The sequence below is a fragment of the Streptomyces sp. NEAU-174 genome (assembly GCF_052665095.1).
Window position 1 is genome coordinate 21418 of record NZ_JBQTCE010000025.1, and the last position, 14945, is coordinate 36362.

The following is a 14945-nucleotide window of genomic DNA, read 5'->3' on the forward strand; positions in this document are numbered from 1 at the left end:
GCGGCTGAGCCGCCTCCTCTGCGGCCTGTCCGGATACGGCGACCATCATTTGTGCCGCCACCAAAGTGGGTCTAACGCCCGGCTTGGTCTCCTCCCGGACGAGACGTGGCATCGCATGAGCCAACGCATGAGCCCACGCATTGGCCATCGCATTAGCCCAGCTTTAGCCCGCCCACCGACCATGAATGCCGACCATGGCGACGAGGAGGATGACGATGAGCGGCTGGCCGGAGCTGGAGAAGTACATCGATCGGGCGCCCACCTCGAAGGAGATGATGGCCTGGATCGAACTGATCGTCAGCCAGGGCATTCGCCGGGCGGGCTATCCGGCGGACGGCTGGACCGAGGAGTGGGCCGCCGAACAATTCCGGGAGACGGGCCTGGCGGACGTACGGCTGGAGCCGTTGGACACGCCCATCTGGCGGCCGCGGTCCGCCGCCTTCGAGATCTGGCCCACCGACCGGCCCGATGAGGTCATCCGCTTCGAGGGACTCGCCCTGCCGTACACCACCCCGACCGAGGGCACCGAGGGCCGGCTGGTGCGGATGGAGGACGGGGAGGTGCGGGGCTCCATCGCGGTGCAGGAGATCGGCTTCACCCGGCTGCCGCAGACCGAGGTGCAGGCCCGCGCCACCGGCTCCTACGACCCCGAGGGCGTGTTCCCCGACCTCGTCCAGACCGTGCCCTTCGACCTTCCCCATGTGCTGGACTTCGACATCGCCATCAAGGACGGCGCCACGGCCTATGTCGGCCTGCTCACCGGACTGCCCTGGGAGACCAGCGACTTCTACTGGCCCTATGACGCCGAGCGGCGCTCCATCCCGGGCATCTGGCTGAGTGGCAAGGACGGGCAGCGGGTCCGCGAGCTGATGGCGTCGGGGGAGTGCGAGGGCCGGATCGTCTCCGATGCCACCATCACGGAGGAGACCACCCACAATGTGGTGGGCACCCTGCCCGGCGCCTCCGACCACTGGGTGATCGTCGGCTCACACCACGACGGTCCCTGGGCGTCGGCCGTGGAGGACGCCTCCGGGGTGGCGCTCGTCCTGGCGCAGGCCAAGTTCTGGGCGTCGGTGCCGCGGGAAATGCGGCCGCACAACATGCTGTTCGTGCTGACGTCGGGCCACATGGCGGGCGCGGCGGGCACCCAGGCGTTCATCGCGGCGCACCCCGAGCTGTTCCCCCAGGTCGTCCTCGAAATGCATCTGGAACACGCCGCACGCCAGGCCGAGGTGGTCGACGGGGAGGTCGTGCCCACCGACGACCCCGAGGTGCGCTGGTGGTTCACCACCCAGGCGCCCCGGCTGGAGCAGCTGGTGGCCGAGTCGCTCGCGGCGGAGGACCTGCGCCGCTCGTGGATCCTGTCGCCGACCGCCTTCGCGCCGAACCCGGCCACCGACGGCGCCTACTTCTACTACACGGGTGTGCCGCTGGTGCAGCTGATCACCACGCCCATGTACATCTTCGATCCGCGGGACACCCCGGACAAGGTGGACGAGCAGAGCCTGGTGCCGCTCACCAAGGGCGCGGCGCGGATCATCGCCGGTACGGCGGGCTGTGAGCCCGACACCCTCCGGGTGCCGATCCAGACCGCGGCCGACGGGACGGAGTAGGACCGCCGGCGGAGTAGGACCGCCGACGGAGTGGCACCGCCGAACGGGGACGGCCCGCCGGGTTCCGGCGGGCCGTCACCCGTCGCCCTACCGGCGACCCGACAGCCGGCACAGCGCCTTGGCGGTTCGGTGCGGATCGCTCTCGGAGCGGGCGGTGAGGACGACCGCGCCCCGCCGCTCGGCACCCTTCTTCGCGGTCACGGCCACCTCCACAGCCACCGAGCCACCGGCCCTGGCGGTGGCGAGACGGTTGGGCAGCCAGGCGGACCAGCCGCGGCCGAAGGCCCTCGCCGACAGCCGGTAGACATCCGAGTCCACCGACGTGGCCGGAGCCGTCGCCCGGTCCCCGGTGGTGCGTCCGGTGTTGTCCAGGTCGAAGGTGCACACGGCCCGGGAGCGGGAGGGATCCCCCTTGGCCTCGCCGCGGTGCAGGGCCACGCCGCGGCGCTGCGGTCCGGCGCCGTCGAGGGATTTCACGGCGATGGTGTACGAGAGCACTCCGGACCTGTCGCGCTTGAGGTCGAGCACATAGAAGTGCAGCCGGTTGGCCCGGTCGAGGTACTCGTACTGGCTGCCGGAGTCGGCTCCGGCGTGGAAGAGGGCGTCGCTGAGCTGCCGGTAGTCGCCCATGGTGATCTTCTGGTCGGTGCCGTCGGGCCGCCGGAAGTCCACCAGGTCGATGTCCTCGGGGTGGGCGTCCACCACCCAGGCGAACGGTGCCCGGTCCTTGTTCTTGGTCTTGGCCAGCAGCACCCCGTGATCCGGGGTGAACGAGTCCATCCCCATCCGGTCGACGACCTCGACGGTGTAGTTGTCGTAGCCGCCGCCGTCACACAGCGGGTCGGTGCCGTTGTCGCACGGCTCCGACAGATCACTGCCCATGGTGATGTTGACCCCGGAGAGCCCCTTCTCGCCCGGTGGCGCCGAGCGTGCGGTGACCCGGGCGACGACGAGGCCGGAGCCCTTCAGCGCGTCGCGGTCCAGGCGCAGCACGTTCTTCTCGTCCACGATGCCGAGCTTCAGCTTGTCGCGCAGCACATGCTGGGAGCCCATCGAGCCCCCGGCCGTGGCGGGGATCCGCCAGCGGGTGTGCGGCCCGCCGGGGCCGTTGAAGGAGCCGCGGGAGAGCATGCTCCAGATACCGGTGTACGAACGGCTGAGGGGGGTGCCATACGGGTTGTTGTAGTTGTCCCCGATGCCCAGGATGTGGCTGAGCTCATGGGCGTACACGGCCATGCCGGAGCTCTCGGCCTGCACCGACGACCCGTCGGCGGCGTTGGGCCAGATACGGGCGGCGGCCTGCCAGGACGTCCACGGCACATAGCGGGTCCGGGCGGAGTTGTCGCCCGCGGCGGCCGGTGGCCCCCAGGCGGCGGGTACGTCCGGTGCGCCCGGGAACTTCATCGGGCCGAACTCCTGCCAGGTGGACGACTCGTCCTGTCCGGCCGTGAGATAGAAGACGAAGTCGAACGAATCCGCCTTGTCGGCGCCGACATCGGCCACCCAGGCGGCCTTGCCGTCCTCCCGGATGTCCTTGCCGCAGGTGTCCCCGGCCGGGCAGGCGCCCGGGTTCATCGAGTCCTCGACGCCGTACTGATAGGACTTGCCGGGCATGCGGTACACACCGAAGGCGGTCAGATCGACGCCGATGCGGCCGCCGGAGTCCTCCATCCAGTACTCGTTGATGGTGTGCCCGTTGTTCAGCGGCCCAGGTGTGTTGAGGAAGTCCTGGTAGAAGCGCGGAAGGCGGTCGCGCGGAACGTCGGAGGCGCTCGGCTGCGGATTGCCGAACAGGGTGGACCCGGCCGGCCGGCTGACCGTGAACTCCTCGTCCGGATAGTCCAGGAGCACCAGCGCGCCCTTGAAGGTGCGCCGGGTGGGCTCGACGGCGGGGTCCGCCCAGTGGGTACCGGGGACCGCGCGGTAGTCGGCCCAGGTCATGTCGTCGGGGTTGCGCCACTGCTGCGGATCGATCGGCCGCACCAGCGACGGCCGGGCGGGGCCGGCCGACGGTGTGCCGTCGGGGGTGGCCCGCGCGGGTCCGGCGGCGATGGCCGCCGCGGTGGCGAGGACGGTGGCGACGACGGTCAACCGGCCGACGGGTCTTCGGGGGAGGATCAAGGCTCACCTCGTGTCGGGCGTCTCGGAGCTCAGACATGACAAGCCGTGCGAGCGGTATGCCTACCGCTGCCCAAAGGTAGGACGGGGAAAGGGGGGACGCCAGAGTGCCTCGGGGCGCCGGAGTGCCTCGGGACTGCCGTAGTGCGACGGGACCGGAGTGCGTCGGGACGCCGGTCGGAAAGCGCGATAGCGTGTACCGGCCAACGGGAGCTGCCGCCGCCTGGGACTTCGTCAGCACAACCCGGGAACAGCCCACCCCGGAAGGCGAGGTGCGCTCGCGCCCCGAGGTGCGTCCGCGCTCGCCCGAAGCCGGGCACCGGCCCTCCCTCCCGTCCGGCGCGACTCGTGGATACCAGCACTAGGAGCCCTCTTGACCAGCCCAGAAGAGCGCATGGCTGACCTGCTCAAGACCTTCGGTGAGCCTGCGGCGAACACCGCGTACCTGCTGTGCGACAGGCACCCGGACGACGCCGTCGCGTTCACGGTGGTGGGCAAGGACATGACCGGCCATGACATGACGTACGGGGAGCTTCGGGACCGTTCCTCACGCATGGCCGGTGCCCTGGCCGCCCAGGGAGTCGGAGTGGGCGACCGCGTCGCCACCTTGATGGGCAAATCCGCCGAACTGCTGGTCGCGAGCCTTGCGATCTGGCGGCTCGGGGCCGTCCAGGTGCCGCTGTTCACCGCGTTCGCCCCACCGGCCATCGCGCTGCGGATCACGGGTAATGACACCAAGGTCGTGATCACCGACGCCGATCAACGTCCCAAGCTGGACCCGGAGTCGGGCTTCCCCGGCGAACGCCCCTGGCGGATCGTCACCACCGGGCCGGTCACCGGGGCCGATCTGTCCTTCGCGGAGCTGGCCGAGGGGCACGACCCGCTGTCCGAGCCGGCGGCCGTGGGCGGCGACGGGCTCATCGTGGAGCTGTTCACCTCGGGCACCGCGGGCACGCCGAAGGCCGTCCCGATCCCGCTGCGGGCGGTCGCGGGCTTCGCCATGTACCAGCAGTTCGGCCTGGACCACCGGCCCACCGACGTCTTCTGGAACGCCGCCGACCCGGGCTGGGCGTACGGCCTGTACTACGCGCTCATCGGGCCCCTGGCCCTCGGCCAGCGCGGACTGCTGCTGAACGGGCTGTTCTCCGCGGAGTCCACCTGGGAGGTGCTCTCCCGCTTCGGGGTCACCAACTTCGCCGCCGGGCCCACCGTCTACCGCAAGCTGCGTGCCTCCGGCATCCCCGCCCCCGCCGATCTGCGGCTGCGCTGCTGCTCCGCGGCAGGCGAACCGCTGCCCCCGGACGTCGTCGACTGGGCGCTCGAGGCGCTCGGCGTGCCCGTACGCGACCACTACGGCCTGACCGAGCTGGGCATGGTCATCGCACACGCCTGGCACCCGGCCCTGCGCGAGGAGATCAAGCCCGGCTCCATGGGCCGTCCGCTGCCCGGTTGGGAAATGAAGATCCTGCGCGAGGACACCAACTCCGCGCAGGCCCGCGTGGACATCCCCGGCCGGGTCGTGGTGGACATCGCCAACAGCCCGCTGATGTGGTTCAAGGGCTACCGCGACGCCCCCGAGCAGACCGCCGAGAAGTTCAGCCCCGACGGGCGCTGGTTCTACACCGGTGACACCGCGGCCCGCGACGAGGAGGGCCATCTGTTCTTCTCCGGGCGCGGCGACGACATCATCCTGATGGCCGGTTACCGCATCGGCCCCTTCGAGGTGGAGACCGTGCTGCTGGAGCACGCCGCGGTGGCGGAGGTCGCCGTGGTCGGCGTACCGGACGAGGAGTACGGCGAGGTCGTCGAGGCGTTCGTCGTGCCGCGCCCGGGGATCGAGGCGGGCGACGCGCTCGCGGCCGAGCTCCAGCAGCTGGTCAGGGAGCGGTACGCCAAGCACGCCTATCCGCGGCAGGTGCACTTCGTGTCCGAGCTGCCGAAGACCTCCAGCGGTAAGACGCAGCGGTTCCTGCTGCGCCCGCAGCAGGCCGCACCGCGGAGCCGCTGAGCCGGCCCGGCTGAGGTACCGGGCACCACGTACGCCCCGGCGCCCCGTGTACGTACACGGGGCGCCGGGGCGTTTCCGCGGTTTTGAGGTGTGGCCCCGCGACCTGCCCCGTGACCTGGCCGCGAGGTCAGCCGCGGGACCGGGACAGCGCCTCCCGTACCGCCTCCTCGGTGCGCCCCACCACCGCCGAACCGTCGTCCGCCGTGATGATGGGCCGCTGGATGAGCTTGGGGTGCTCCGCGAGCGCCGCGATCCAGCGGTCCCGGGCGCCCTCCTCACGCGGCCAGTCCTTCAGCCCCAGCTCCTTCGCGGCCGCCTCCTGGGTCCGGGTGATGTCCCACGGCTCCAGCCCGAGCCGGTCGAGCGCCGCGCGGATCTCGTCCTGGCTGGGTACGTCCTCGAGATAGCGGCGCACGGTGTAACCGGCGCCCTCCGCATCGAGCAGGGTGAGCGCGCTACGGCACTTCGAGCATGCCGGATTGATCCAGATCTCCATGTGGCACACGGTACCGCGAAAGCGCCTTGGAACGGTCTGACCAGGGGCCTTTGTCAGTACCGGGCCGTAGAATGGAGGGAGTTGAAGGGAAGGTTTCCCGACCAACTCAGGAGGTTGCCGATGGCCGTTGCCGGACCCCCTCTTCAGGATCTTCCGACCTTTCCGACCCTGCCGAAGAAGCGGATGCCGGCCGGGCGCCCGCGTGAGTGGTACGAGTCCCACAACCGCCGTCTGAAGGCGATGCGCCTGGCCATCGCGCTGCTCAACTCCGGTGTCTACCGCCCCGAGCAGGCGTCCAACCGCAAGATACGGTCCACGGCCGCCCGGATCGGGGTGCATCCGCCGTCCAACACCACCTGCCGGATGGTGCGCTCCCTCATCCGCACGGACCACACCGACCGCGCCGCCCGCGGCTGATACCCGTAAGGTCCGCCACGCCTCCGGCTCCTTTCCGCTCGGCGGAAAGGAACCGGAGGCTTCCGGGAATCGCGCGGTGTCGGCCCGGACGGGAATTGAGGGACGAGGAGTGGCGGGGAAATGTGCCGCGGAGAGCCGCGGTGGCCGTTCCCGGATATCCGGGCCGCGCGGACCCTCGGCGGGTTTCTCTGCACCCCTCTCCGCCTCTCCCCGTCCCTCTCCGTCCCGCTCCCGTTGCGAGGAGGCAGGCGCGGGCGCACGCTCTCCTTGACGGAGGGAGTCAGCGATGACCCAGCAACCGCCGTCGGAGGTGGTCGACCGCCCGGTCGTCGGCTCGTACCCGACCTACGCCGGCGCCCAGCGCGCGGTGGATTTCCTGGCCGACAACAAATTCCCGGTGGAGCATACGGCGATCATCGGCTCGGACCTCCGGATGGTCGAGACCGTGCTCGGGCGGCTGACCAGGGGGCGGGCGGCGCTCGCGGGTGCCGGTACGGGGGCCTGGTTCGGACTGCTGATCGGGCTGCTGCTGTCCGTGTTCGCGGCGGGCGCCCACAACGTGATCGTGCTGCTGGTGAGCGGTCTGGTCTACGGCGCGGTGTTCGGCGCGATCTTCGGTTTCGTCGGGCATGCCATGACCGGAGGGCAGCGCGATTTCGCGTCCCGCAGCCAGATCGTGGCCGCGCGCTATGAGGTGGTCGCGGACGCCCAGGTCGCCGATGACGCGAAGAACATGCTGGCCAGGCTGGCGATGCGGGAGGGGTGAGCGGTTCCTGGGGGCTTTCGGGGTCTGCGCGCACACCCTGGGCCACCCCGACCCATTGTTCTGCGGATATAGGCCGAACCGTGTGTAAAGCGCCGGTACGTCCCACGGAACAGTCAACACTTGGCAAAAGCGTCGTAACGCCAAGGCCAAGAAGCTCGCTGATGGTGTTGCGAAGAGCCAGTCCACCGAGGTCGCCACCTTGCGGACCCTGCTCGACCGGCTCTGAGCCCCGTCACGGCTCTGAGCCGCGCCACACCCCGCCCTGGGTCCCGCGGTCCCTCTGTACGGCCCGGGGCGGGCCCTGGGGTGCGCTCGGAGCGCTACATCCCAGGAGCGCAGCCCAGGAGAGGCGGCAGCAGCGGTAAGCCCACCGCGACCGCCGCCAGCACGCCGCACAGTGCCGGATGCGGACGCCGCCGGGCGTCCAGCATCCGCCGCAGCCGGACCACGGCGCCCGGTCCGCCGACGGTGAAGGCGCCGCCGGGGGCATGGGCGCCTTGGCCCGCCGCCATCGTGCAGAGGGCGGAGACGAGCGCCTGGCGTGGGTGGCGGCGCAGCGCGCGGTCGTCCGCGGCCATCTCCAGCAGAAGCGCCGTCTGCGCCCTGGCCTCGCGCGCCAGCGGCAGCCACCGGAACGCCCGGGCGAACGCCTCCGTGGCCGCCAGCGCCAGATGGTGGCGGCCCGCGATATGCGCACGCTCATGCTCCAGTACGGACTCCAGCTGCGCGGGGGAGAGCAGCCGCAGCGCGCCCGCGCTCACCACGATCCGCGGCCTGCGGCCGGGCAGGCAGTAGGCCGCGGGCGTGTCATGGTCCAGCACGGTGGCGCGCAGCCGCGCCGAGCGTCGGCCGACCATGTCCAGCACGCTCCGGTGGCGGGCGCGGACGCGCCGGGCCCGCAGCACCTCATGGCCGAAGAAGGCGAGCGCGATCAGCGCCACCGAGGCCGGTGCGGCAATGGCCGGAACGCCGACCGGGCCCGTGCCCGGGATCCGGGCGTCCGGCGTCAATCCGCAGAACCGGAGCAAGCCGGACATTCCATTATGAAGATGCCAAGTTGGGGTGACGAGGTGATAAGTGGTCAGAGCCAGCGCGATGGTGAACGACAGGACTAACCCATGCCAAACGGCAACCGCCAAGGCGGGGGCGCGATGCGGCCAGGCGCTGCGCGCCAGCGCCTTCGGGGCCACTGAGCCGGCGACGGCGGCGTAGCAGGCCAGGGCGAGGGCGGCCGTCACGCCTTGGTCCGCCGCCCCGCGGTCCGCAGGGCCTTGCGCAGCGCGCTGACCTCCTCGGGGCCCATCTGCTCGACGAAGTGGGTGAGCGCGGCGGAGCGGTCCTCGCTGGTGCCGAGGGCGTCCTCCATCAGTGCCGCGGTGTACTCCTCGCGGCTGCGGACCGGTGAGTACACCCACGCCCGGCCCTCCTTGGCGCGCAGCAGCCAGCCCTTGTTGTAGAGGATGGAAGCGACGGTCATCACCGTGGTATAGGCGACCGGACGGTGCTCGTTGATGTCGTCCACGATCTCCCGCACCGTCGTGGGACGCTGCCAAGCCCAGAGGCGGTCCATGATCTCCGCCTCGAGCTCCCCCAACCGTCGCATGGACGCTTCCTTCCGCCGTTAGTACGGAGGCCCATAGTAGAGACCCCTCGGCGGGGCGTCGCACCCGGCTGTGGAAAAATCCTCAACTCGCCCTGCCCGCGATAGGCTTGACGCCACGCGCATTCAAATCCGCACGGTTCGAGGGAAGGGAAGTCCGGGTGACTGGTCTCAACAAGGGGCTTCAGAAAATCGAGGTGGCGCTCAAGTGGGATCCGAGTCCCCTCGGTGAGCCGCCCCATGATCTCGACATCGTGGCCGGGACGTACCGCGCCGCCGATCCGTACGGTGCGCCCGCGTACCTGGTCCACTTCGACAGCCGCTCACCGGACGGCACCATCAACCTCAACAGGGACAGCCGCACCGGTCAGGGCCTTGGCACCGACGAGTCCATGACCCTCGAGCTCGAACGGCTGTCGTCCGAATACGCGCGGGTGGTCGTCGGGATAACCATCCAGCAGGGTTCGGGACGTAAGACGTTCGGGGATGTCCCGAACACCAGTGTCCGGATTCTCAATGGATACACCGAACTCATGACGAGTGACTTCACCGGTGTCTCAGAAGCCACTTCCGCCACGGTCGCGGTATTCACCCGGGACGACGCGGGGGAATGGGGAATTCAGAGCGCTATTCGTGGATTCGACGCGGATCCCGAGGGCTTTGGACAGCTCATGGGCAAGGACTATTCCTGAGCGCCCGGGCGGCGACTTCCCGGGAGCTTCCCTGAAGGCCGGGCCGCCGGAGCCGATGCGGCGCGGGGCCCGCACGATCGCCGTGCGGGTCCCTCGCCGATTCCGGACATCAGGTCAGATATCGGATCAGGGCCCGACCGGCGGACGGCCCGGAGCGCGCGGCCCCCGGGTGAGGGTGTAGCCGCCCACCCCGGCGAGCGCCGCCAGCGCCGCGCCGATCACGGTCCACACCCAGCGGTCCGACCACCAGCCGGAGCCCCAGCCGTCCTCCGGCTCGGCGACCGCGTGCGGGACCTCCCCGCCCTTGTCGTCCGCGGAATCCGCGGAATCCGAGGCCGTGTCGTCGTCCGGCGGCTCGGAGTCCGTCCCCGGGGCCGTTCCGGCTCGCAGCACCGGATTGAGCGGCGTCATGTCCCCGCCGTCGGCGTGCGCCCCGCCCGCGTCCCGTACGGACGCCTCGACCTCGGCGTCGATCGGCAGCCCGAGGTCCTGGGCGGGCAGATCGACGACGGTCAGCCGCACGTAATAGGCGCCCTGTAGCGGGTCGTTGGCCCAGCGCTCGGACCAGGACCGCACCTGGCGCAGGGTGCAGCTCACGGTGACCGTCCGGTCCTGCTGGGCCGCCCGGCGCGCCGGGGTGCCCGAGGCGCACGGCTGGTGGCGGCGCAGACCGTCGTAGACATCCAGCTGCCAGGTGGCGCTGCCGTGCCGGCTCGAGGCGTCGGGCAGCTTGAGCTCCGCCTCGACCTCGGGGACCTGCCCGGCGGCGGCCGGGAACACCCAGTACAGATAGTCGCCGGTGGAGGCCGCCGCGGTGGCCCGCTGACCGGGCTTGATCTCGGTGGCGGTACGGAAGCCCGTCCCCGCCTCGGTGGGCGCCTCCGTGCCGCTCTTGCCGTCCGTGCCGTCCGTGCCGTCCGCGGCGGCCGGTGCGGCGGCGGTCAGCCAGGCGGCGGCGCACAGGGTGAGCGCCGCGCCGAGAGTACGCAAGGCTCGCATCAGTTGGACCTCCAGACGGTGACACGCCAGCGGGCCAGCCAGCCCCACAGCAACCCCACGAGCAGCCCGCCCACGGTGAGCACGCCCAGCAGCACCCAGCCGCGGCCCAGGCCGAAGGCGGCCACATCGGCGGGCGGATCGTCGTTGTCCACCACGTCGACGGCGAGCTCCACCGGAAGGCCCGGAGCGCGCTTGACCGAGGCGGGCGCGGAGAAGGACTGGCTCAGCTCCACGCACACCGTCCGCGCCGTCTCGTCCTCGTCGTCGTCCACGTCCGCGACCGGATAGCGCAGTCCGCTGGAGATGACGTCCGTACGGCCGCTGCCCGCCTCGCTGCCGCGCACCAGCTCCCGGCCGCCCGGGGTCACGGCCCGCACCAGCACGCCGTAGTCCGGGTCCACGGCGCGGTCCACGGCCACGCTCGCCGAGGCCCGCAGTTCCTGACCGGGCGCCACCCGCATCCGGTACCAGCGGTGTTCCCCGAAGCTCTCCCGGTCGCTGTAGAGGCCGGAGCCCAGGTACGGGGCCTTCGCGCACTGCGCGGCGCCCCGTACCGGCGTGGGCGTCTCCACGGGTGTGTCGGCGGAGCGCCGGACCAGCTGCTTGATGCGGCTGGAGAGCTGGTCCCGGTGCTGGATCGCGGTATACGTGCCACCGGTGGCCTCGGCGATACAGCTGAGCTGCTCGCGGACCTTGCGGTCCAGCGTCAGCCCGAGCGTGTCGACGACCAGGTGGGTTCCCTGGGCGGCCAGTTCCCGGGCCACATCACACGGGTCCGGCAGACCGCAGGAGTCCTCGCCGTCCGTGATCAGCACGATCCGGCGGGTCCCCTCGCCGCCGGAGAGGTCCTTGGACGCGCCGCGCAGCGCGAGCCCGATGGGCGTCCAGCCGGTCGGGCGCAGCGTGGCGACGGCCGCCTTGGCCTCGGTGCGGTCCACCTGGCCCACCGGGTAGAGCCGCTCGCTGTCCTGGCAGCCGGCCTTACGGTCCTTGCCGGGGTAATTGGCGCCGAGGGTGCGGATGCCCAGCCGCACCTCTTCGGGTGTGGCGTCCAGCACCTCGTTGAACGCCTGCTTCGCCGCCGCCATCCGGGTGTCGCCGTCGACGTCGCGGGCCCGCATGGAGCCGCTGACGTCGAGCACCAGTTCGACCTTGGGGGAATCGGGAGCCGGTTCGCCGGCCATCGCGGCCGGAGGGGATATCAGGCCGCAGGCGAGGGCCGCGAGCAGCCCCAACGCGCCTGTCGCCAGACGTTTCTTTATGATCACCGGCGCATCTTATGGAGCATCATCCGGCTGATCCAAAAGCCCGGCCACCACGGTCGGGGCATACCGCGCCGGGTGTACGGACGGTGTCCGGGTACTCCCCGGGGAGTGGACGAGAATCCGTCTGGTGTCAGCCGCGGCGTTTGCCTCCTCCTCTTAGGGTTTCACCTATGGATCTCCGAAAGACCCGGCCGAGGGGCCGGCGCCTGGTCGCCGCCGTCGCCGCCGCGGTCCTCCTCGCGGGCGCGGGCACCTGGGCGGTGGCCGCCTCCGGCGACCGGCCGGCCGTGCACCGCCAGGACCGCGTGCTGGACATGCCGGGCGCGCACATCGACACCTCGTACTTCACCGCGGGCACCGGCCGCAGGCCCGCGGTCCTGCTCGGCCACGGCTTCGGCGGCAGCAAGGACGACGTACGCGACCACGCCGAGGAACTCGCCCGCGACGGATACGCCGTGCTGACCTGGTCGGCGCGTGGCTTCGGCAGATCCACGGGCAAGATCGGGCTCAATGACCCGGACCACGAGGTGGCCGATGTCCGGCGGCTGATCGACTGGCTGGCGAAACGTCCCGAGGTGCGGCTCGACCGCCAGGGCGACCCCCGGGTGGGCGTCGCAGGCGCCTCCTACGGCGGGGCGATCTCCCTGCTCGCCGCCGGATACGACCGCCGGGTGGACGCCATCGCGCCCGAGATCACCTACTGGAACCTCGCCGACGCGCTCTTCCCGAACGGCGTCTACAAGAAGCTCTGGGCCGGGCTGTTCTTCACCACCGGCTCGGCCGACCTCGGCGGTGCCCAGGGCGACCAGGAGGACGCCGGCGGCGCGGGCGGCGGGGGGATGGGCCCGGGAGGTCAGGGCGGCCAGGGAGGCGGAGGCGGCGGGACGGGCCAAGGAGTCCAGTCGGACCCGGGCGGCCCGAACGGCGGGGGAGAGGCCAGGACGGACCAGAGCCAGGGCTGCGGCCGCTTCGAGAAGCAGCTGTGCGAGATGTACGAGCGGGTCGCGGTCGCCGGAAAGCCCGACGCCGCCGCCCGCCGACTGCTCGAGGCCCGCAGCCCGTCCGCCGTCGCCGACCGGATCAAGGTCCCCACGCTGATCCTCCAGGGGCAGGCCGACTCCCTCTTCCCGCTCGGCCACGCCGACGCCATGGCGAAGGCGATCCGGGCCAACGGCGCGCCGGTCGCCGTCGACTGGACGGCCGGCGGGCACGACGGCGGCGACCGCGAGACCTCGCGGGTGGCGGCCCGCACCGGCGCCTGGTTCGACCGCTACCTCAAGGGCGACAAGGGCACCGACACCGGACCCGCCTTCCGGATCAGCCGCACCGGTGGCATCGACACCACCAACGGCGCGGTCCAACTGCGCGGCGCCACCGGCGACCGCTACGCCGGCCTCGGCGACGGCGACCGGAAGGTGGCGCTGCGCGGACGCGAGCAGTCGTTCGCCAACCCGCCCGGGGCGGGACCGCCGTCCATCTCCACCGTGCCGGGCATCGCCGGACTGTCCCAGGCGTCCTCGCTCGGCGTCGGTCTCTCCCTCGACATCCCCGGGCAGTTCGCCCGGTTCGACTCGGCGCCGCTGGACCGGCCCCTGCGGATCACCGGATCGCCCGAGGTGAAGGTGCGGGTCAAGGCCGACACGGACGACGCCGTGCTCTTCGCCAAGGTCTACGACGTGGGGCCGGACGGACAGCAGGTGCTGCCCGAGCAACTGGTCGCGCCGGTGCGCGTCGACGGCGCGAAGCAGGGCCGTACCGTCACCGTCCGGCTGCCCGCCGTGGACCACGAGCTCATCGCGGGCCACCGGCTGCGGCTCGTGCTCGCCTCCACCGACCTCGGCTACGCCTCCCCGAACGAGCCCGCCACGTACACGGTCGGGCTCGCGGACGGCGGTCTGACGGTGCCCACCGCGCCCGGGGTGCACACCCAGCCCGCCCCGCTGCCCGCATGGGTGTGGGGGCTGCCGCTCGGCGCGGCCGTGGTGGCGCTCGCGCTGCTGCTGACCGGCAGGCGGCGTACGGCCACTCCGCCACCCGACCCCGAACTGGCCGACGTACCCCTTCAGATCACCGGTCTGAGCAAGCGCTACGCCAAGTCCGCCGACCGCTACGCGGTGCGCGATCTGTCCTTCCGCGTCGAGAAGGGACAGGTGCTCGGGCTCCTCGGGCCCAACGGCGCGGGCAAGACCACCACCCTGCGGATGCTGATGGGGCTCATCGCCCCCGACGACGGCGAGATCCGGGTCTTCGGCCAGGCCATCAGGCCCGGCGCGCCCGTGCTCTCCCGCGTCGGCGCCTTCGTCGAGGGGGCGGGCTTCCTGCCGCATCTGACCGGCAGCGCCAACCTCGAGCTGTACTGGCGGGCCACCGGCCGCCCCGCCGCCGACGCCCATATCGAGGAGGCCCTGGAGATCGCGGGCCTGGGCAGCGCGCTGGAGCGTGCCGTACGCACCTACTCCCAGGGCATGCGGCAGCGGCTGGCCATCGCCCAGGCCATGCTGGGCCTGCCCGATCTGCTGATCCTCGATGAACCGACCAACGGCCTCGACCCGCCGCAGATCCGCGAGATGCGCGAGGTGATGATCCGGTACGCCGCCGCGGGGCGCACGGTGATCGTTTCCAGCCATCTCCTGGCGGAGGTCGAGCAGTCCTGCACCCATCTGGTCGTGATGGACCGCGGCCGGCTGGTCCAGGCGGGCGCGGTCGGCGAGATCACCGGTAACGGCGGCAGTGTGCTGGTGGGCCACGACGGCGAGTTGAGCGAGGCCCTGGTGGGCAAGGTGGGCGCGCTGCCCGGGGTCGTCTCCGCCGGCCGCACCGCCGACGGACTGCTCGTCCAGCTCGACGGGACCACCCCCGCGCGGCTGCTCGCCGAACTGGTGCGGCTGGAGGTCCCGGTGACCAGCTTCGGGCCCAACCGGCGCCTGGAAGACGCCTTCTTGACGCTGATCGGAGGAGGACCCGCGTGAGC

12 protein-coding genes are annotated in these 14945 nt (G+C 71.5%); 6 read left to right on the forward strand and 6 right to left on the reverse strand.

Annotated elements, in window-relative coordinates:
* Positions 1-215 precede the first annotated feature (215 nt).
* The gene (locus ACT2CW_RS44915; RefSeq protein WP_445519691.1) at positions 216-1613 is read left to right on the forward strand and encodes a M28 family peptidase; all 1398 of its coding nucleotides are present in this window, start codon (positions 216-218) and stop codon (positions 1611-1613) included.
* Between the two features lie 87 nt (positions 1614-1700).
* On the opposite strand, the gene ACT2CW_RS44920 is transcribed toward ACT2CW_RS44915, so the two are convergent.
* On the reverse strand, positions 1701-3734 hold the full coding sequence (locus ACT2CW_RS44920) for a M6 family metalloprotease domain-containing protein (protein ID WP_445519690.1): 2034 nt from the start codon (positions 3732-3734) through the stop codon (positions 1701-1703).
* A 370-nt stretch (positions 3735-4104) separates the two neighbouring features.
* Here ACT2CW_RS44920 and ACT2CW_RS44925 point away from each other — a divergent pair, with 370 nt between their 5' ends.
* Complete coding sequence (locus ACT2CW_RS44925; protein WP_445519689.1) at positions 4105-5739, forward strand: AMP-binding protein; 1635 nt, start codon at positions 4105-4107, stop codon at positions 5737-5739.
* Positions 5740-5866: 127 nt separating this feature from the next.
* On the opposite strand, the gene ACT2CW_RS44930 is transcribed toward ACT2CW_RS44925, so the two are convergent.
* Positions 5867-6235, reverse strand: coding sequence for an arsenate reductase family protein (locus tag ACT2CW_RS44930; RefSeq protein WP_020866139.1), 369 nt, complete (start codon positions 6233-6235; stop codon positions 5867-5869).
* Between the two features lie 120 nt (positions 6236-6355).
* Between ACT2CW_RS44930 and ACT2CW_RS44935 the strand changes: the two genes are divergently transcribed.
* Both ACT2CW_RS44935 and ACT2CW_RS44940 read left to right on the forward strand, forming a co-directional pair.
* Positions 6356-6652, forward strand: a complete 297-nt coding sequence (locus tag ACT2CW_RS44935) for a hypothetical protein (RefSeq protein WP_445519688.1) — start codon at positions 6356-6358, stop codon at positions 6650-6652.
* 286 nt (positions 6653-6938) lie between these two features.
* Positions 6939-7418: a general stress protein gene (locus ACT2CW_RS44940; protein WP_138910649.1), complete on the forward strand. Its 480-nt coding sequence runs from the start codon at positions 6939-6941 to the stop codon at positions 7416-7418.
* A 320-nt stretch (positions 7419-7738) separates the two neighbouring features.
* Here the strand turns inward: ACT2CW_RS44940 and ACT2CW_RS44945 are convergent, their stop codons facing one another.
* Both ACT2CW_RS44945 and ACT2CW_RS44950 read right to left on the reverse strand, forming a co-directional pair.
* The gene (locus tag ACT2CW_RS44945) at positions 7739-8455 is read right to left on the reverse strand and encodes a M56 family metallopeptidase (RefSeq protein WP_311766739.1); all 717 of its coding nucleotides are present in this window, start codon (positions 8453-8455) and stop codon (positions 7739-7741) included.
* 197 nt (positions 8456-8652) lie between these two features.
* Positions 8653-9021 carry a BlaI/MecI/CopY family transcriptional regulator gene (locus ACT2CW_RS44950; protein WP_037956606.1) on the reverse strand — a complete coding sequence of 123 codons (369 nt, stop codon included), beginning with the start codon at positions 9019-9021 and terminating at the stop codon, positions 8653-8655.
* Positions 9022-9128: 107 nt separating this feature from the next.
* Between ACT2CW_RS44950 and ACT2CW_RS44955 the strand changes: the two genes are divergently transcribed.
* The gene (locus ACT2CW_RS44955) at positions 9129-9710 is read left to right on the forward strand and encodes a TerD family protein (RefSeq protein ID WP_277815353.1); all 582 of its coding nucleotides are present in this window, start codon (positions 9129-9131) and stop codon (positions 9708-9710) included.
* Positions 9711-9836: 126 nt separating this feature from the next.
* On the opposite strand, the gene ACT2CW_RS44960 is transcribed toward ACT2CW_RS44955, so the two are convergent.
* Both ACT2CW_RS44960 and ACT2CW_RS44965 read right to left on the reverse strand, forming a co-directional pair.
* Positions 9837-10709 carry a hypothetical protein gene (locus ACT2CW_RS44960; RefSeq protein WP_445519687.1) on the reverse strand — a complete coding sequence of 291 codons (873 nt, stop codon included), beginning with the start codon at positions 10707-10709 and terminating at the stop codon, positions 9837-9839.
* Positions 10709-11977, reverse strand: a complete 1269-nt coding sequence (locus ACT2CW_RS44965; RefSeq protein ID WP_164426606.1) for a VWA domain-containing protein — start codon at positions 11975-11977, stop codon at positions 10709-10711. Before ACT2CW_RS44965 ends, ACT2CW_RS44960 begins: the two co-directional genes overlap by 1 nt.
* 167 nt (positions 11978-12144) lie before the next feature.
* Here ACT2CW_RS44965 and ACT2CW_RS44970 point away from each other — a divergent pair, with 167 nt between their 5' ends.
* On the forward strand, positions 12145-14943 hold the full coding sequence (locus ACT2CW_RS44970) for an alpha/beta fold hydrolase (RefSeq protein ID WP_445519686.1): 2799 nt from the start codon (positions 12145-12147) through the stop codon (positions 14941-14943).
* Positions 14944-14945 lie beyond the last annotated feature (2 nt).

What these genes read in the sequence shown, in the direction of transcription:
- ACT2CW_RS44915 (WP_445519691.1), top strand. Translation starts at nt 216, where the DNA reads ATGAGCGGCTGGCCGGAGCTGGAGAAGTACATCGATCGGGCGCCCACC.
- ACT2CW_RS44930 (WP_020866139.1), bottom strand. Translation starts at nt 6,235, where the DNA reads ATGGAGATCTGGATCAATCCGGCATGCTCGAAGTGCCGTAGCGCGCTC.
- ACT2CW_RS44935 (WP_445519688.1), top strand. Translation starts at nt 6,356, where the DNA reads ATGGCCGTTGCCGGACCCCCTCTTCAGGATCTTCCGACCTTTCCGACC.
- ACT2CW_RS44940 (WP_138910649.1), top strand. Translation starts at nt 6,939, where the DNA reads ATGACCCAGCAACCGCCGTCGGAGGTGGTCGACCGCCCGGTCGTCGGC.
- ACT2CW_RS44945 (WP_311766739.1), bottom strand. Translation starts at nt 8,455, where the DNA reads ATGTCCGGCTTGCTCCGGTTCTGCGGATTGACGCCGGACGCCCGGATC.
- ACT2CW_RS44950 (WP_037956606.1), bottom strand. Translation starts at nt 9,021, where the DNA reads ATGCGACGGTTGGGGGAGCTCGAGGCGGAGATCATGGACCGCCTCTGG.
- ACT2CW_RS44960 (WP_445519687.1), bottom strand. Translation starts at nt 10,709, where the DNA reads ATGCGAGCCTTGCGTACTCTCGGCGCGGCGCTCACCCTGTGCGCCGCC.
- ACT2CW_RS44970 (WP_445519686.1), top strand. Translation starts at nt 12,145, where the DNA reads ATGGATCTCCGAAAGACCCGGCCGAGGGGCCGGCGCCTGGTCGCCGCC.